Source organism: Sphingomonas sp. Leaf339 (assembly GCF_001426195.1).
Taxonomy (GTDB): domain Bacteria; phylum Pseudomonadota; class Alphaproteobacteria; order Sphingomonadales; family Sphingomonadaceae; genus Sphingomonas.
Genome location: NZ_LMRS01000001.1, coordinates 224,707 through 242,477 on the forward strand (window position 1 = coordinate 224,707; position 17,771 = coordinate 242,477).

General features: G+C 64.9%; 12 protein-coding genes. 4 read left to right on the forward strand and 8 right to left on the reverse strand.

All coding sequences use genetic code 11. The features are described 5' to 3' along the window. The first annotated feature begins 15 nt into the window (after nucleotides 1–15). Genes cyoA through cyoD form a run of 4 tightly spaced genes read left to right on the forward strand, consistent with a single transcriptional unit; the run spans nucleotide 16 to nucleotide 3,878 of the window. Nucleotides 16–849, forward strand: a complete 834-nt coding sequence (cyoA, locus tag ASG67_RS01075) for a ubiquinol oxidase subunit II (protein ID WP_082543221.1) — start codon at nucleotides 16–18, stop codon at nucleotides 847–849. After that, nucleotides 788–2,845: a cytochrome o ubiquinol oxidase subunit I gene (gene cyoB / locus ASG67_RS01080; protein WP_200940685.1), complete on the forward strand. Its 2,058-nt coding sequence runs from the start codon at nucleotides 788–790 to the stop codon at nucleotides 2,843–2,845. Before cyoA ends, cyoB begins: the two co-directional genes overlap by 62 nt. Next, complete coding sequence (locus tag ASG67_RS01085; RefSeq protein WP_082543222.1) at nucleotides 2,842–3,486, forward strand: cytochrome (ubi)quinol oxidase subunit III; 645 nt, start codon at nucleotides 2,842–2,844, stop codon at nucleotides 3,484–3,486. Before cyoB ends, ASG67_RS01085 begins: the two co-directional genes overlap by 4 nt. Then, nucleotides 3,483–3,878: a cytochrome o ubiquinol oxidase subunit IV gene (gene cyoD, locus ASG67_RS01090; protein WP_056524102.1), complete on the forward strand. Its 396-nt coding sequence runs from the start codon at nucleotides 3,483–3,485 to the stop codon at nucleotides 3,876–3,878. The genes ASG67_RS01085 and cyoD overlap by 4 nt, the downstream gene beginning before the upstream one ends. Here cyoD and treF read toward each other — a convergent pair. The 8 genes from treF to ASG67_RS01130 form a co-directional block, all read right to left on the reverse strand. After that, nucleotides 3,875–5,410, reverse strand: a complete 1,536-nt coding sequence (gene treF, locus ASG67_RS01095; protein ID WP_056524105.1) for an alpha,alpha-trehalase TreF — start codon at nucleotides 5,408–5,410, stop codon at nucleotides 3,875–3,877. The genes cyoD and treF overlap by 4 nt on opposite strands. Then, a complete protein-coding gene (gene glgX, locus ASG67_RS01100; RefSeq protein WP_056526178.1) occupies nucleotides 5,407–7,236 on the reverse strand; it encodes a glycogen debranching protein GlgX in 1,830 nt (609 codons plus the stop codon). The genes treF and glgX overlap by 4 nt, the downstream gene beginning before the upstream one ends. 53 nt (nucleotides 7,237–7,289) lie before the next feature. Then, the gene (locus ASG67_RS01105) at nucleotides 7,290–8,903 is read right to left on the reverse strand and encodes an alpha-D-glucose phosphate-specific phosphoglucomutase (RefSeq protein WP_056524107.1); all 1,614 of its coding nucleotides are present in this window, start codon (nucleotides 8,901–8,903) and stop codon (nucleotides 7,290–7,292) included. Next, entirely contained in the window at nucleotides 8,900–10,381 is a 1,482-nt protein-coding gene (gene glgA, locus ASG67_RS01110) for a glycogen synthase GlgA (protein WP_056524109.1), read from the reverse strand. The genes ASG67_RS01105 and glgA overlap by 4 nt, the downstream gene beginning before the upstream one ends. Then, the gene (glgC, locus tag ASG67_RS01115) at nucleotides 10,381–11,643 is read right to left on the reverse strand and encodes a glucose-1-phosphate adenylyltransferase (protein ID WP_082543223.1); all 1,263 of its coding nucleotides are present in this window, start codon (nucleotides 11,641–11,643) and stop codon (nucleotides 10,381–10,383) included. The genes glgA and glgC overlap by 1 nt, the downstream gene beginning before the upstream one ends. 109 nt (nucleotides 11,644–11,752) lie before the next feature. Next, nucleotides 11,753–13,921, reverse strand: a complete 2,169-nt coding sequence (glgB, locus tag ASG67_RS01120) for a 1,4-alpha-glucan branching protein GlgB (RefSeq protein WP_056524115.1) — start codon at nucleotides 13,919–13,921, stop codon at nucleotides 11,753–11,755. Further along, a complete protein-coding gene (locus ASG67_RS01125; RefSeq protein WP_082543224.1) occupies nucleotides 13,918–16,413 on the reverse strand; it encodes a glycogen/starch/alpha-glucan phosphorylase in 2,496 nt (831 codons plus the stop codon). The genes glgB and ASG67_RS01125 overlap by 4 nt, the downstream gene beginning before the upstream one ends. A gap of 15 nt (nucleotides 16,414–16,428) precedes the next feature. After that, nucleotides 16,429–17,727: an Nramp family divalent metal transporter gene (locus ASG67_RS01130; RefSeq protein ID WP_056524122.1), complete on the reverse strand. Its 1,299-nt coding sequence runs from the start codon at nucleotides 17,725–17,727 to the stop codon at nucleotides 16,429–16,431. Nucleotides 17,728–17,771 lie beyond the last annotated feature (44 nt).

The window sequence follows — 17,771 nt, forward strand, 5'->3', positions numbered from 1 at the left end:
CTGGTCGTTGCATGCATGTTGGCTAGCTGCTCACGCGGCGTACTTGACCCGGCCGGACCGGTGGCGGCGGGCGAGCGTACAGTGTTGTTCAACGCGCTTGCGATCATGCTGTGCATCGTGGTGCCAACGATCCTGTTGGCGCTGGCCGTCGGCTGGTGGTTCAGGGCGGGAAACGACAAAGCCGCATACCGGCCCAACTGGTCGTACTCGGGACGGTTGGAGCTGCTGGTCTGGTCGATCCCGGCACTCGTCGTAATCTTTCTGGCTGGCCTGACATGGATCAGCACGCACGAACTCGCACCTGAAAAGCCGTTATTATCCAGCGTGCGACCCATACGGGTGCAGGTCGTCTCGCTCGACTGGAAATGGGTGTTCATCTACCCCGATCTTGGGGTCGCGACGGTCAACCGTCTGGTTATCCCGGTGGGGACGCCGATCAGTTTCCGCATCACTAGCGGCACGGTGATGAACAGTTTCTTCATCCCGCAACTGGGCGGCCAGATTTACGCGATGTCGGGCATGGACGCGAAGCTGCATCTGCAGGCGGACAAACCCGGCCGCTTCCACGGCCTTTCCGCGCATTACAGCGGAGAGGGGTTCGCCGATATGGATTTTGCCGTCGATGCGGTGCCGCCAACGCAGTTTGCCGGATGGCTGGCACAAGGGCGCGCACAGCGGCAGGTATTGGACGCACCCCGTTTCCTGACGCTGGCCCGTCATTTGGGTAGTGAGAAACCAATGGTCTTTGGTGCGGTCGCGCCGGGCTTGTACGATCGGATCGTCGCCAATGCGGGTGCATCGGTGCGCAAAGAAGCGACCGACGGGCGGGAGAATTCGGGTGTTCGGTAAGCTGGGCCTCGATTCCATTCCGCTCGATGAGCCGATCCCGATCGTCGCATCCGCCGTCGTCGCGCTGGCGATCCTGAGTGTCTTGGGCTGGGTGTGGAAATACGGATATTTTCCCTATCTGTGGCGCGAGTGGATCACGTCGGTCGATCACAAGCGGATCGGCGTGATGTATTGCGTGCTGGCGGCGGTGATGCTGTTGCGCGGGTTTTCGGATGCGTTGCTGATGCGGTCGCAACAGGCGATCGCCTATGGCAATCCCGGTTATCTGCCGCCCGACCATTACGATCAGGTGTTCACCGCTCACGGCGTCATCATGATCTTCTTCGTCGCGATGCCGTTCATGATCGGATTGATGAACTTTGCGGTACCGCTGCAATTGGGCATCCGCGACGTGGCGTTCCCGACCCTGAACTCCGTCAGCTTCTGGTTGACGGCCAGCGGTGCGTTGCTGGTCAATGTCAGCCTGGTCGTCGGAGAATTCGCGAAGACGGGCTGGGTGGTCTATCCACCGCTCAGCGAGCTGCAGTTTTCACCTGGCGTGGGCGTCGATTATTATTTGTGGGCGCTCCAGATATCGGGCGTCGGCACGCTGTTGTCCGGCGTGAACCTGGTCACGACCATCCTGAAAATGCGGGCGCCGGGGATGGGCTATACGCGCATGCCGATGTTCTGCTGGACGTCGCTGGCGACCAATCTTCTGATCGTTGCGGCGTTTCCGATCCTGACCGCGACGCTCGCGATGCTGACCCTGGACCGATATCTGGGCTTTCATTTCTTCACGAATGAACTGGGCGGGAACCAGATGATGTTCGTGAACCTGATATGGGCGTGGGGCCACCCGGAGGTGTACATCCTGATCTTGCCCGCGTTCGGCATCTTCAGCGAGGTGGTATCGACCTTTTCCGGCAAGCCATTGTTCGGATATCGGTCGATGATCCTGGCGACGATGGCGATCTGTCTGCTGGCGTTCATGGTGTGGCTGCACCATTTCTTTACCATGGGGGCGGGCGCGGACGTCAACGGATTCTTCGGGATCGCGACGATGATTATTGCGGTGCCGACGGGCGTGAAGGTGTTCAATTGGATCTTCACGATGTTCGGCGGGCGCATCCGCTACACATCGATGATGCTGTGGTCGGTGGGGTTCATCGTCACCTTCGTCATCGGCGGGATGACGGGGGTGTTGCTCGCCGTGCCGCCGGCCGATTTCGTGCTTCACAACTCGCTGTTCCTCGTCGCGCATTTCCATAACATCGTGATCCCCGGCGTGCTGTTCGGCGCGTTCGCGGGGCTGACATACTGGTGGCCCAAGGCGTTCGGCTTCACGCTCGACGAGAAATGGGGGAAGCGGTCCTTCTGGTTCTGGCTGACCGGTTTCTACGTCGCGTTCATGCCACTGTACGTGCTCGGCCTGATGGGGATGACGCGACGGCTGGGGCATTACAATGTCGCCGGGTGGCAACCATGGTTGATCGTGGCCGGCATCGGCGCGCTGTTGATCGCGTGTGGTATCGCCTGCCAGATCGTCATGTTCGTCGTATCGATCCGCGACCGTGCGGCACGGGTCGATGAGAGCGGCGATCCATGGGATGGCCGAACGCTGGAATGGGCAACTACGTCGCCGCCGCCGATCTTCAACTTCGCGGCGTTGCCCGACGTGCGTGGCGAGGAAGCCTATTGGGGCTTGAAATCGAACGCTCGAAAGGAGCAGCGGCTGTCCGACCTGCCGGATTATGCCGCGATCGAAATGCCGAAGAATTCGCCGACCGGCGTCGTCTCGGCGTTCTTCGCGACAGCGATGGGCTTTGCGCTGATCTGGCATATCTGGTGGCTGGTGATCCTGGGCTTCTTCGGCGCCTGGGCGACCTTTGTCGCGTTCGCATGGCGGGACGAGGCGGAGTACGAGATTCCCGCGGATGAGGTGGCGCGACGCGACCGGATGCGGCGCGAGGGCAAGGCTACGCTGCTCGGTGTTCCTGACGGGGTAGCGACGTGAGCGCCGCGCACGCCAAAAGCGGCGGCGATCCACACAAGCTGGGTCATGGCGAGGTACCCGTCAGCGAGCGCGGGCCGGCTCCCAAGCGCATCGTCGTTGCTTACGGCTTCTGGATATTCCTGCTGTCGGACTTTATCATGTTCGCCGGGTTCTTCGCGGCATATGCTGTGCTGGTCGGCGAAACCGCGGCTGGTCCATCCGGCGCCGACCTGTTCGACCTGAGGTTGGTCGGATGGGAAACGGTGCTGTTGCTGTTGTCGTCCTTCGCCTGCGGCATGGCCGGAATTGCTACGATCGCGCGTAATCGTTTCTGGTTTCTGACTGCGATGGCGGTGACCGGATTGCTGGGGGCGGCGTTCCTGTGCCTCGAGGTCTATGAATTTACGCATCTGATCGGCGAGCAGGCAGGACCGGAGCGCAGCGCGTTTCTGTCCGCGTTCTTCGCGCTGATCGGGTGTCACGGGCTGCACGTCGCGCTGGGTCTGTTGTGGTTGATGACGATGATGGCGCAGGTATGGGCGAAGGGATTCCGCGACGATATCCTGCGCCGGATCGCGTGCTTCAGCCTGTTTTGGCACGCGCTGGACATCATCTGGGTGGCGTTGTTCACCGTGGTCTATCTGCTGGGGGCGGGATTATGAGCGACCGGCAGCATGGTGAGGACCTGGACGATCAGAACGCACCCGGCGAAGAAGGCGGCCGGGAGTCGATCGCCGCGGGCGTGCGGACCTATGTAATCGGGCTGGCGCTGGCCGGGTTGCTGACGGCGGCGTCGTTCGCGGCGGCGGGCAGCAACCTAATTTATGGACCGGCGATCCCGGTGGCGCTGATCGCGCTGGCGGTGGCGCAGATGGGCGTGCATCTGGTGTTCTTTCTGCACGTCACGACCGGGCCGGACAACACCAACAACGTGCTGGCGCTGGCGTTCGGCGTGCTGATCGTGGCGCTGGTGCTGGTCGGATCGCTGTGGATCATGGGCCATCTGCATCACAACCTGATGCCGATGGCCGAGATGATGCAGCGTCAGCGTTAGCGGCCAGAGTCAGGTTTCTCTGCCAGTAGAGCGCGGGTGACGCCGTTGGTCCAGCCGAAGCCGTCCTGGTTGGGATATTCACCGCCGCCACCAGGGCGCCGTTCGACCACGTCGTATTTCTCCAGCAGTTTGCCCGACGCGTCATATTCGCGGGTGACGGTGGCGAGCCACGCGGTCCTGATGCGCGCGGCAAGCGCCTGTTCGCCATAGCGGCGCAGGCCCTGGATCGCGATCCATTGCAGCGGCGCCCAGCCATTGGGATCGTCCCATTGCTGCCCCGATGCGGTCAGCGTGGTGCGAACGCCGCCCTCTCCGACGAAGGGGGCGAAAGCGCGGGCGGTGGCGCGCGCTTGATCGGCAGTGGCGACGCCGGTGAAGAGCGGGAAGGTCATCGCGGCGGTAGCGACCGCGTTCGGCTGGCCGGTGTCGAGATCGTAATCCGCGAAGAAGCGGCCATTCCACAGATGGCGGCGGATCGCCTGCGTGCGCGCCTCGACACGGGCGGTGAAGCTGGTGGCGCAGGGCATGTCTTGCAATACCCGGCAATTGGCGGCGATCGCCTGCTCCATGCCGACCATCAGGCTGTTGAGATCAACCGGCACCAGCCGCGTCGTGCGGATCGTGGCGAGGCTGCGGCCGTCCGCCAGCCAGCGTGACGAAAAATCCCATCCGCTCTCCGCCGCCGCGCGCAGATCGCGCATCAGCTCGGCGCGGGGACGGCCGGGGGTGGTGTTTGCGAGTTCGGTGTCCTCGCGATAGCTTTCGTCGCGGGCGTCGGCGCGATCGTCCCAATAGCGGTTCAGGAGCGCGCCATCGGGCAGGCGGACGACGCGGGCGCTTTCATGGCCGGGGACGAGCGTGGCGGCGCCCTGCATCCAATAGGCGTGTTCGGCGCGAAGCTGGCGGGTAAGGGTGGCAAGCGTCGCGGCGTCGCGCGACATGCCGGCGATCAGGTAGAAGAACGGCGGTTGCGAGCGGCTGAGATAATAGGTGCGGGTGCCGTTGGGGATGTGGCCGTAGCGATCGATCAGGCTGCCGAAATCGACGACCATGTCCTCGACCAGATCCTGTCGCCTGGCGGTGGGCAGGCCGAGCATCGAGAACCAGCTGTCCCAATAATACATCTCGCGGAAACGCCCGCCGGGGACGACGTAGCGGCGCGGCAGGGTCAGCGCGGAGGAGCCGGCGGGGACGGTGGTGGTGGTGCGTGTCAGTTGCGACCAGAGCTGGTCGATATGCTCGGTCAGCGACCGGCATGGCTGCGGGCGGGTGATGGGCGCTTCGGGCAGGGTGAAGTTGGCGAGGACGAAGCGGCGGAGTGTGGCGTCGGTGCCGCATTTGCAGACACGATAGGCGGCGACAATGCGGGAGTCGGGCCGCTTCGGCACCGCGTCGGCAAAGGTCTTCCCGTCGGGAAACAGCCGGCGCATCTGCACATCGTGGTACAGCTTGCCGAACCGCTGCGCGGGCGACAGCGGTGTCGCGGCGACGGTGAGGACGGCGGTAGCGGCAAAAAGCAGGCGGGCGATCAAGGTCGGCTCTCCAGCAAATCCGCGCGGGCGAGCGTGACGCGGCGTTCGCCCCGATCGATGCGGATATAGAAGGTGTGGGGCGGCGTCGGCAGGCGCAGTTGGAAACCGCCGGTACTGTTCCAGCGATCGGGCGTCATCGGCCGATCGGTCATGTCGCGCCAGTCCGCTGATTGCAGCCATGCCTGATCGGCGAGTGGCCCGTCCCGGCGGAATTGTGATAGGCGGGCGACGAAATCCTCCAGCGCGATGTCGCGGTTTGTCCAGTCGAGCCACGTCGTGTCGTTGTCCTGCGCATAGGCGTTGTTGTTGCCGCGCTGGCTGCGGCCGAATTCGTCGCCGGCGGTCAGCATCGGCGTGCCCCTGGCGGCGAACAGCGTGGCGAGCAGGGCGCGGGCGTCGATATCGCGGGCGGTGCGGATCGCCGGATCGTCGCTTGGGCCTTCGGTGCCGTTGTTCCAGCAAATCTCCTCGCCATGGCCATCGCGATTATTCTCGCCATTCGCCTCGTTATGGCGGCCGGCATAGGCGAGCATGTCGGCCAGGGTGAAGCCGTCATGCGCGGCGACGAAATTCACGCTGCGGGTGTGGGTGCCGCCGAACGTGTCCGACGAACCTGCGATGCGGGTGGCGAGGGCGCCGGGGCTGCCGTCACCACGCCAGAATCGGCGGACGTCGTCGCGGAAACGGTCGTTCCATTCCAGCCAGTTGTCGGGGAACTTGCCCAGTTGATAGCCGCCGGGGCCGATGTCCCATGGCTCGGCGATCATGATGCGGGTCGACAGGACCGGGTCGGCGGCGATCGCGGCGAAGATCGGCGCGGCAGGATCGAAACCGGGCGAGCGCGCCATGACGGAGGCGAGATCGAAGCGGAAGCCGTCGATCCCGAGCATCGCGAAATGGCGCAGCGCCGCCAAGGTCACGTTGCGGACATGCGGGCGCGCGAAATCGAGTGTGTTGCCGGTGCCGGCATCATTGATGAGCGAGCCGTCGGGCGCGTGCGCGTAGGATCGGGGATCGAGACCGCGCAGCGACAGCGTCGGGCCGCCGGTATCGCTCTCGCCGGTATGATTGAAGACAAGGTCGAGCAGCACGCCGATGCCGGCGTCGCGCAGGGTCGCGACGGTCGCGCGCAGTTCATCGACGCCGCCGGGGCAGAGGCGCGGATCGAGCGCCATCGGTGCGACAGGGTTATAGCCCCAGGCGTTGACGAGCCCGAGCGGCGGTAGATGACGTTCGTCGATCCAGGCGACGATTGGCATCAGTTCGATCGCCGCGACGCCAACCTTCTGGAAATGCGCGATGACGGCGGAATGGGCGAGAGCGGCGATCGTGCCGCGCTGTTCGGGCGGTACGTCCGGATGGCGCATGGTGAAGCTACGCACGTTGAGTTCGTAGATCAGGCCGCCGGGTGCGAACAGCGGCGGTTCCGGCAATGGCGCGGCCGAGGCGGGCTGGACGATCGCTCTCGGCACCAGCGCGGCGGTGTCCGCACCGAACACCGACAGGGCGGGATCGTACACGAAGCGCGTGTCGAGTTCGATGGCATAGGGATCGACCAGCAGCTTGGCCGGGTCGAACCAATGGGCGTTAGCCGGATCGTGGCGGCCCTCGGCGCGATACCCGTAACGCTGGCCGGCGCCGACGAGCGGCACCTCGACATGCCAATAGTCACCGTCGCGCTGCATGGGAATGCGGCGCTCATGCGTACCGTCGAACAGGCACAGATGCAGCGCGCTCGCTTCGGGGGCGCGCACCGTGAAGCTCGTCCCGCCGGCGCGAAGATGCGCACCGCAGGTGCGGTCAGCGGGCGAAGGGGCGGGGCGGATCAGGTCGGCGACGCGGCGCAACCAGCCGCCGGGCGCGCCGCGCGACGACGCCGTCACGTGACGACGTCGGGCTCGGTGCGGCCGGTGTGACGGACGATGCCGGCGATCGCATCCGCCGCGGCGACGCTGTCGCCGAGCATTTCGGTAGTATCGCCATCGATCGCATCGGCCTCGAACCGTTCGAGATAGACGCGCAACGTCGCGCCGCTGGTGCCGGTGCCCGACAGGCGGAACACGACGCGGCTGCCGCCGACGAACAGCACGCGCACCCCCTGATTGCGGCTGACCGACCCATCGGTCGGATCATGATAGGCGAAGTCGTCCGCGGTCTCGACCTCCAGATCGCCGAAGCGCGCACCGGGCAGCGTGGCGAGCTTGTGGCGCAGTTCGGCCATCAGCGCATCGGCACGGTCGCTTTCGACGCCCTCATAATCGTGGCGTGCATAATAGTTGCGGCCATAGGTGGCCCAATGTTCGCGCGCGATCGTGTCGACCGACTTGCCGGTCGCGGCAAGGATATTGAGCCACAGGAGCACCGCCCAGAGGCCGTCCTTTTCGCGGACATGGTCGGACCCGGTGCCGGCGCTTTCCTCGCCACAGATCGTCGCCATGCCGGCGTCGAGCAGGTTGCCGAAGAACTTCCAGCCGGTCGGCGTCTCATAGGCCGGAATGCCGAGCTTGGCGGCGACGCGATCGGCGGCGGCGCTGGTCGGCATCGATCGGGCGATGCCCTTCAGCCCGTCCTTGTAACCGGGCGCCAGATGCGCATTGGCGGCGAGCATCGCTAGGCTGTCCGATGGCGTGACGAAGCGATGCCGGCCGATGATGAGGTTGCGGTCGCCGTCGCCGTCCGACGCGGCACCGAAATCGGGCGCATCGGGGGCCATCATCGTCTCGTACAGTTCGTGCGCGTGGACGAGGTTGGGGTCGGGATGATGGCCGCCGAAATCTGGCAACGGCGCGCCGTTGCGGACGGTGCCGGCCGCGAAGCCCAGTCGGTTTTCGAGGATGTCGTGCGCGTAGGGGCCGGTGACGGCGCTCATCGCGTCGAACGCCATCGTCAGCCTCGCTGCGCGGATCGCCGGGAAGTCGAACAGCTGTTCCATCAGCGCCGCGTAATCGGCGACAGGATCGACGATCTCGACGGTCATCCCGCCGACCGTCACCTCGCCCAGCGTATCGAGATCGATGTCGTCGGCCTCCACCGCGCGCCAGCGATCGATCGTCAGGGTGCGGGCGTGGAGCGCCTCGGTCACCTTCTCTGGCGCTGGGCCGCCATTAGCGATGTTGTATTTGATGCCGAAATCTTCGTCCGGGCCGCCGGGATTGTGGCTGGCCGACAGGACGAGGCCGCCGAGTGCACCACGGATGCGGATCAGGTTGCTGGCGGCGGGCGTCGACAGGATGCCGCCGCTGCCTACGATAGCGCGCGCGAAGCCGGCCGCCGCGGCGATGCGGATCGCGACCTGGATCACCTCCCGGTTCAGAAAACGGCCGTCGCCGCCGATGACCAGCGTGGCGCCTTCCTTGCCTTCGATGACGTCGAACACCGACTGGACGAAATTCTCGGCATAGTTCGGCTGCTGGAACACCTTCACTTTCTTGCGGAGGCCGGAGGTACCGGGCTTCTGGTCGGTGAACGGGGTCGTGGGGTAGTCGCGGATCATGCCGGCTCCATCAGGTCGTGGTACAGCCGAGCATAGCGCCGCCCGCTCTCCCGCCAAGAGAAGTCGGCGTTCATGCCGTTCGTCTGCAGGCGCTTCCACGCATCGGGCTGCGCATGCAGCGCGATGGTGCGGCGGATGGCGTGAAGCAGCGCGTCAGGGGTGACGCCGTCATGGACGATACCGGTGGCGACTTCGGCGGAGAGCGCAGCCTCGTTCGCGTCGATCACCGTGTCGGCAAGGCCGCCGGTGCGGGCGACGACGGGGACGCAGCCATAGGCAAGGCCGTAGAGCTGGGTCAGGCCGCACGGTTCGAACCGCGACGGGATCAGGATCGCGTCGGCGCCGCCCTGCAACAGATGCGACAGGCCCTCGTCGTAACCGATCCGCACGCCGATGCGGCCGGGGTGGCGGTCGGCAGCGGCGAGGAAGGCGGCTTCCAGCGGCTTGTCACCCGAGCCGAGCAGCGCGAGCCGGCCGCCAGCCGCGACGAGATCGTCGAGAACGGCGGCGAGAACATCCATGCCCTTTTGCCAGGTCAGGCGACTGACGACGGTGAAGATCGGCCCGTCGCCGGGGGTCAGGCCGAAGCGTTTCTCTACGGCGGCGCGATTGGCGGCACGGTCAGCCAGCGTATCGGCCGTGTAGGGTGCGGGCAGCGCGGCGTCGGTGGCGGGGTTCCAGACAGCCGGGTCGATGCCGTTGACGATGCCGCTCACATCGGCGGCGCGCGCGGCGATAAGTCCTTCGAGGCCCATGCCGAAGGCGGGATCGCGGATTTCGCGGGCGTAGGTCGGCGACACGGTAGTGATCGCGTCGGCGGCCTGCAGACCGGCCTTCAGATAGCTAATTCCGTCATAATATTCGACGCCGTGGATGCTCGCCATCCAGTCCGGCAGGCCGAGCGCGGGGAACAGGCTCAGGTCGAACCGGCCCTGAAAGGCGATGTTATGAACGGTCATCACCGTCCTCACCGGCGCACCGAGGGCTCGGACATAGGCAGGAGCAAGGCCGGCCTGCCAATCATGGGCGTGAAGGATGTCGAAGCGATGGCCCTTCACCGCGCCATGGGCGATGTCGGCGGCGGCGCGGGCTAACGCGGCGAAGCGGCGCCAGTTGTCGTTCCAGTCCTTGCCGGCGGCGTCGCCATAAGGGCCACCATCGCGATCGAACAACGCGGGTGCGTCGAGGATCAGGAGCGGATGGCCGTCGAGTTTCGCCTCGATCAGGCGGGCTTCGGTGCCGAACAGATCAGGCCATTCATGGATGACGCGGCCATTGGCCATGGTCGGGGCGAGGGCGCGGTAGCCTGGTAACAGCGTCGTGGTGGCGACGCCCTGATCCGCCAAGGCGGCCGGGAGCGCGCCGACCACATCCGCGAGGCCACCCGTCTTGATCAGGGGATAGGCCTCGGAAGCGACAGAGAGAACGCGTGTTGCGGCACCCTCTCCCGATGGGAGAGGGGACGATAACGCGGCCATCACGCCGTCAGCCGGTCAATCATGGGTTGGGTGATGAGGCAGATGCCCTTGTCGGTGCGGCGGAAGCGGGCTGCATCAAGGATAGGATCGTCGCCGACGACGAGGCCGTTGGGGATTTTCACGCCGGCATCGATCACCACCTGGCGCAGGCGCGCGCCGCGACCGATGTGGCAGTTCGGCAGCACCACCGCCTCGTCCAGCATGGAGAAGCTGTGCGCGCGCGTGCCGGTCGACAACAAGCTGCGGTTGATCGACGCGCCGGACACGATGCAGTTACCCGACACCAGACTGGCGACGGCGGAACCACGGCGGCCATCGATATCATGGACGAACTTGGCCGGCGGTGTGATCTCTGAATAGGTCCAGAGCGGCCAGCTATTTTCGTATAGATCGAGTTCCGGCAGCACATCGGTCAGATCGATGTTCGCTTCCCAATACGCATCGATCGTACCGACATCGCGCCAATATGCCTGCGGTTCTTCCGACGACCTGACGCAGCTGGCGCTGAAGCGGTGCGCCTGCGCCTTGCCGTGCTTCACGAGGTAGGGGATGATATCCTTGCCGAAATCGCGGCTCGACCCCTCGGTCGCGGCGTCGCGGCGCAATTCCTCGAACAGGAAGCGGGTCGCGAAGACGTAGATGCCGAGACTGGCAAGCGCCACATCGGGATGGCCGGGAATGGCGGGCGGATCGGCAGGTTTCTCGATGAAATCGACGATCCGATCCTGCTCGTCGACATGCATCACGCCGAACGCAGTCGCCTCCATCCGCGGCACTTCCATGCAGGCGACGGTGACGTCGGCGCCACTGTCGACATGCTGCTGGAGCATGATCTCGTAATCCATCTTGTAGATGTGGTCACCCGCCAGGATGACCATGAATTCGGGACCATAGCTTTCGATGATATCGATGTTCTGGAAGACGGCGTCGGCGGTGCCCTCGTACCACTGGAATTCCGACACACGCTGTGACGCGGGCAGGATGTCGAAGCTTTCGTTCCGTTCGGGGCGCAGGAAGTTCCAGCCGCGTTGCAGATGGCGGATCAGCGAATGCGCCTTGTACTGCGTCGCCACGCCGATGCGGCGGATGCCGGAATTGAGCGCGTTCGACAGTGCGAAATCGATGATCCGGCTCTTGCCGCCGAAATACACCGCCGGCTTGGCGCGCGTGTCGGTCATCTCGAACAATCGACTGCCGCGACCACCGGCAAGTACATAGGCCATGGCGTCACGCGCTAGCGGCTGGCCCCGACGATGATCCACGGTTCTCTCCCTATGATGCGCCGTTATGTCGGCACCTTGTCATCCGTTCACCGTGGTTGTGCGACAGCCCGCCGTTCCCGACAAGGCCGCCGCACCGGTTTCGGCTCGATTACCCGTCATATTCCAGCATGATCGTGGCGAGCGGCGGCAACGTGACCCACGCCGCCCCGTCCTTTGCCTCGATCCCGCCGAGATTGCCGAGGCCGGAACCCCAATATTCCTGCGCGTCGGAGTTCATGACCTCGCTCCAGCGACCGTCATGGGGCAGGGGCACGCGATAGGGTGCGCGGGCGATCGGCGTCATGTTCACGATCACTGCGACCGGCTTTTCACCCGGTGCCTTACGCAACCAGGCGAAGACCGAATTGGCAGCGTCGTCGCCGACCAGCCATTCGAACCCGTCGGCCTCGCAGTCACGTGCGTGGAGCGCGGGCTTTTCGCGGTAGAGTTTGTTCAGGTCGCGGACTAGGCTGCGAACGCCTTCATGCGCATGGCTGGTACGTAAGTGCCAGTCGAGGGCGCGATCCTCGGCCCATTCAGCACGCTGGGCGAATTCCTGGCCCATGAACAGCAACTTCTTGCCGGGATAGCCCCACATAAAAGCGTAATAGAGGCGTAGATTGGCGAATTTCTGCCAGTCGTCGCCGGGCATCTTGGTGAGGATCGATCCCTTGCCGTGCACGACCTCATCATGGCTCAGCGGCAGGACGAAATTCTCCGAATAGGCATAGACTAGCCCGAAGGTAATCTCGCCGTGGTGGTGCTGACGATGGACCGGCTCGCGGGCCATGTACTGGAGCGTGTCGTGCATCCAGCCCATGTTCCATTTGAACCCGAAGCCGAGACCGCCTTCACGCTCGCCCGGTGCCGGCGCGGGGCTGGAGACACCCGGCCAAGACGTCGATTCCTCCGCGATGGTGAAGATGCCGGGATGCTCGCGATAGACGGCGCGGTTGGTGGCACGGAGGAATTCCACCGCCTCCCAATTCTCGCGGCCGCCATCCTCGTTCGGGATCCATTCGTCCGACTTGCGGCTGTAGTCGCGGTACAGCATCGACGCGACCGCATCGACGCGCAGGCCGTCGAGGTGATAGCGCTCGGCCCAGAACAGTGCGTTGTTGACGAGATAGCTCGACACCTCGCGCCGACCGAAATTGTAGATTGCGGTGTTCCAGTCCGGGTGATAGCCCAAACGCGGATCGTCATGTTCGTACAGCGCGGTGCCGTCGAACCGGATCAGGCCGTGCGCATCCATCGGGAAATGCGCGGGCACCCAGTCGAGCAGCACGCCGATGCCGGCCTGATGCGCGCCATCGACGAAGCGGGCGAACCCCTCGTGATCGCCGAACCGGGCGGACGGGGCATAGAGGCCCGTCGTCTGATATCCCCATGACGGATCATAGGGATGCTCGGTGATCGGCATGAATTCGATATGGGTGAAGCCCATTTCGACGACATAGGGGATCAGCTTGTCGGCCAGCGCGTCCCAGCTCAGGAACCAGCCGTTTTCATCTTTGTCCCATGATCCGGCGTGGACCTCGTAGATCGAGATCGGCACGCGGCGGGGATCGACCGAGGCCCAATGTTCGCGGTGGCCCTTGTCCTGCCATTCATGCGTCATCGGCCCGGTCGTCAGCGACGCGGTGCGGGGGCGCAGTTCTGCAGCGAAGGCAAAAGGATCGGCCTTTTGCGGCTGCAGATGGCCGTCACTGCCGACGATCTCGAACTTGTAGGCATGGCCGGCATTCAGGTCGGGCAGGAAAATCTCCCACACGCCGACGCCGCCGCGACGACGCATGACATGGCGGCGACCGTCCCAGCCGTTGAAGTTGCCAACGACGGAAACGCGGCGCGCATTGGGCGCCCAGACCGCGAAGTGGGTGCCAGTCGCGCCCTGATGCTCGACCAGATGCGCGCCCATCTTGTCCCACAGGCGCAGATGCGTGCCCTCACCCATCAGATAATCGTCGGTGGGACCGAGGATGGGGCCGAAGCTGTAAGGATCAGTTACCGACCATTCAGCACCGTTTCCTGATGCGCTGTAACGGACGGGTTGGGGATCGCCGCTGACGACCCCCTCGAACAGGCCCGCATCGTCGACGCGGGTCAGGGTGCCGAGGCTGGTACCGGACAGATCATGCGCCTCGACGCTGTCTGCCCCCGGAATCCAGGTCCTCGCGAAACTGCCCTCCGGTCCCGGAAAGATACCAAGGAGCGAGAAGGGATCGTCGTGACGCCCTTCCAACAGGGCGGAGATGGCGTCACTTGGTGGTTTCACAGGACTCCCCAGATGTCCTTGGCATATTCGCGGATCGTGCGATCTGACGAGAACCAACCGACACGCGCGACGTTCCTTATCGTCGCACTATTCCAGTCGGACCGGTTCGACCAACGCCGGTCCACCGTCCGCTGGGCCGCCGCATAGCTGTCGAAATCGGCGGCGAGCATGAACCAGTCGCCGTCGTACAGGCCGCCCATCAGGCCCTTGTACCGGTCGGGATCGTCCGGCGAGAACACGCCCGACGCGATCGCCGCCAGCGCCTGACCCAGTTCGGGTGACGCCTCGATCGCCTCACGCGGGTTGTAGCCGCCGGCGCGCTTGGCCGCGACCTCGTCGGCGGTCATGCCGAAGATCACGATGTTCTCCGCGCCGATATGATCGCGGATCTCGACATTCGCACCGTCCAGCGTGCCAATCGTCAGCGCGCCGTTCATCGCGAATTTCATGTTGCCGGTGCCCGAAGCCTCCATGCCGGCAGTCGAGATCTGTTCGGACAGATCGGCGGCGGGGATGATCTTTTCCGCCAGCGACACATTGTAATTGGGCACGAACGCGACCTTCAGTAGGTCGCCGACCGCCGGATCGGCGTTGACCCGGCGGGCGACGTCGCCGGCCAGTTTGATGATGAGTTTGGCGTTGTGATAGCTCGATGCCGCCTTGCCCGCGAACAACTTCACGCGCGGCACCCAGTCACGTTCGGGATGGCTGCGGATCTGGTCATAGAGCGCGACCGTCTCGACGATGTTGAGCAACTGGCGCTTATATTCGTGGATGCGCTTGATCTGCACGTCGAACATCGCGTCGGGATCGACGCGCAGCCCGATCAGGTCCTTCAGATGCTTCGCCAGCGCGACCTTGTTGTCGCGCTTCACCGCGGCGAATTTCTGCTGGAATGCCGCATCGTCGGCATGGGCGGCCAGCGCGTCCAGTTTTTCGGTGTCGTCGCAGAACGCGTCGCCGATCGCCTCACGGATCAGGCTGGTCAGGCCGGGATTGCATTGCTGCAACCAGCGGCGCGGGGTGATGCCGTTGGTCTTGTTGTTGATCCGGTCCGGATACAGCTTGTGCAGATCGGCGAACACCGTCTGCTTCATCAGGTCGGTGTGAAGAGCGGCAACGCCGTTGACGCTGTGGCTGCCGGCAAAGGCGAGGTTGGCCATGCGGACGCGCCGTTCGCCACCCTCGTCGATCAGGCTGATCGCCTTGATCGCCGCCTCGTCACTGCCCGCCGCGCGTGCCTCTCGCAGCAGCTTGCCGTTGATCGCATAGACCAGCTGCATGTGGCGGGGCAGCAGGCGTTCGAACAGCGGCAACGGCCAGCTTTCCAGCGCCTCCGGCAACAGGGTGTGGTTGGTGTAGCCGAACGTCCGCTTGGTGATGTCCCACGCTTCGTCGAAGCCGAATTCGTGGAAATCGATCAACAGGCGCATCAACTCGGCGACGGATACCGCCGGATGCGTGTCGTTCAGCTGGATCGCCGCCTTGTCGGGCAGGGTGCGGATGTCGCCGAAATACTGGACGTGGCGGCGCACGATGTCCTGGATCGACGCCGACGAGAAGAAATACTCCTGCCGCAGGCGCAGTTCCTGACCGGCGGCGGTGGAATCGTTGGGATAGAGGACGCGGGTCAGCGTCTCCGCCCGCAACTGGCCGGCGAGCGCGCCGGTGAAATCGCCCTCGTTAAATCGGTCGAGACGGATCGGGTCGAGCGCGCGGGCGGTCCACAGTCGCAACGTGTTGACCCGCTTGCCGCGCCAGCCGACCATCGGCGTATCGACCGCCATCGCCTCGACGGCCTCGCCCACTTTCCAATGGACCTGCCCGGTGTCGGTGCCGACCACTTCGCCGCCGAAGCCGACGAAATAGGCGCTTTCACGACGCTCGAACTCCCACGGATTGCCGTGCTGGAGCCAGTTTTCCGGCAGCTCGACCTGGAAACCGTCGTCCAGCCGCTGGCGGAACATGCCGTTCACATAGCGGATGCCATAGCCGTAGGCGGGGAGGTCCAGGCTCGCGAGGCTTTCCATAAAGCACGCCGCCAGCCGGCCGAGGCCGCCATTGCCCAGCGCCGCGTCGGGTTCGATCTCCTCGATGGCGGCTAGGTCCACGCCCAGCGATTTCAGCGCGCCGGCGATGTCGTGCGTGTGGCCCAGATTGGCGAGCGCATCGCGCAACAGGCGGCCGATCAGGAATTCGAGACTGAGATAATAGACCCGCTTGGCACCCTTCGCATGCGCCTCGCGCGTCGAGGTCATCCACTTTTCGATGATGTCGTTACGGACGGTCAGGATCGTGGCGGCCAGCCAGTCATGCGGGCGGGCGGCCTTTTGGTCCTTGCCGATCCGGTGGACTAGGGTTTCGAGAATGGCGTCGGCCAGCGGATTGGCGTCGGCAACAGGCAATGCGGCAGGTGAAGTGGCCAAAGGGGCGCCCCGAATAGTTGGTCCGGTTTGATGTGTACCTGCGGCCGGGCCGAAGTCACGCGCCATTCGTATGCGGGGGTCTCACAACATTCCGTAAAGCAGCGTGCCGTTCAGCACGATGATGACCGCCGCGATCGTCCAGGCGAGCGTTCGCAGCCACAACGGGCTGACGAGTTCGCCCATCAGGTCGCGTCGGCCGGTGAAGACCACCAGCGGCACGACCGCGAACGGCAGTTGCAGGCTGAGGATGACCTGACTGAGGACGAGGAGCTGTGTGGCGCCGGCATCGCCACTGGCACCGACGACGATCACCGCCGGTACGATCGCCAGGGCCCGCGTGACGAGCCGACGCGCCCAGACGGGCAGGCGCAGGTTCAGGAAGCCCTCCATCACGATCTGCCCGGCCAGCGTGCCGGTGACGGTGGAGTTCTGGCCCGACGCCAGCAGAGCGACCGCAAACACGACGCTGGCCGCGCCCATGCCCAGCGACGGGGCGAGCAGGCGGTACGCCTCGTCGATCTCGGCTATGTCGGTGCGGCCGGCGGTATGGAAGGCGGCGGCGGCGAGGATCAGGATCGAGGCGTTGATGAAAAAGGCGAGACCGAGCGCGACGGTGCTGTCGATCGTGGCGAGTTTCGCCGCCTCGCGCTTGCCGCCGACATCCTGATCAAATGCGCGGGTCTGGACGATCGAGGAATGGAGATAGAGATTGTGCGGCATCACCGTCGCGCCGAGGATGCCGATCGCGATATACAGCATCGCCGGGTTGGTCAGGATTTCCGTCGTCGGGACGAGGCCGCGCATGATCGCCCCCGGATCGGGGCGGGCGAGCGCCAGTTCGAACACGAAGCAGCCGGCGATGATGACCAGCAGCGCGATAATGAACGCCTCCAACCGGCGGAACCCGTATCGTTGCAGGGCGAGGATCAGGAACACGTCGACCGCGGTGACGATCACGCCCCAGGTCAGCGGCAGGCCGAACAGCAGTTTCAACGCGATCGCGGTGCCCAGCACCTCGGCCAGGTCGCAGGCGACGATCGCGATCTCGCAAAGTACCCACAGGACCAGCGTCACCGGCCGTGAATAATTCGCCCGGCACGCCTGCGCCAGATCGAGGCCGGAGGCGACACCCAGCCGCGCGGATAGAGCCTGCAGCACGATCGCCATCAGGTTCGACAGCAGGATGACCGACAGCAACGTGTAACCAAAGGCCGATCCGCCGGCGATGTCGGTCGCCCAATTGCCCGGGTCCATATAGCCGACCGCGACCAGATAGCCGGGACCGGCAAAGGCGAGGAAGCGGCGGAACCCGCCGGTCCCCTTCGGAACGGCCACGCTGCGGTGGCTATCGGCAAGGGAGCGGGTTGGTGTCGGCGTCATCGCGCCTGCTCCTGCCGGATGCGATCAGGGGCGGCAAGCATTGT

Bases quoted from the DNA above. Each gene is read 5' to 3' on its own strand.
- glgA (WP_056524109.1), bottom strand. From the start codon at position 10,381: ATGGCCGCGTTATCGTCCCCTCTCCCATCGGGAGAGGGTGCCGCAACA.
- ASG67_RS01125 (WP_082543224.1), bottom strand. From the start codon at position 16,413: ATGGCGCGTGACTTCGGCCCGGCCGCAGGTACACATCAAACCGGACCA.
- ASG67_RS01130 (WP_056524122.1), bottom strand. From the start codon at position 17,727: ATGACGCCGACACCAACCCGCTCCCTTGCCGATAGCCACCGCAGCGTG.
- cyoB (WP_200940685.1), top strand. From the start codon at position 788: ATGCGGGTGCATCGGTGCGCAAAGAAGCGACCGACGGGCGGGAGAATT.
- cyoA (WP_082543221.1), top strand. From the start codon at position 16: ATGTTGGCTAGCTGCTCACGCGGCGTACTTGACCCGGCCGGACCGGTG.
- cyoD (WP_056524102.1), top strand. From the start codon at position 3,483: ATGAGCGACCGGCAGCATGGTGAGGACCTGGACGATCAGAACGCACCC.
- ASG67_RS01105 (WP_056524107.1), bottom strand. From the start codon at position 8,903: ATGATCCGCGACTACCCCACGACCCCGTTCACCGACCAGAAGCCCGGT.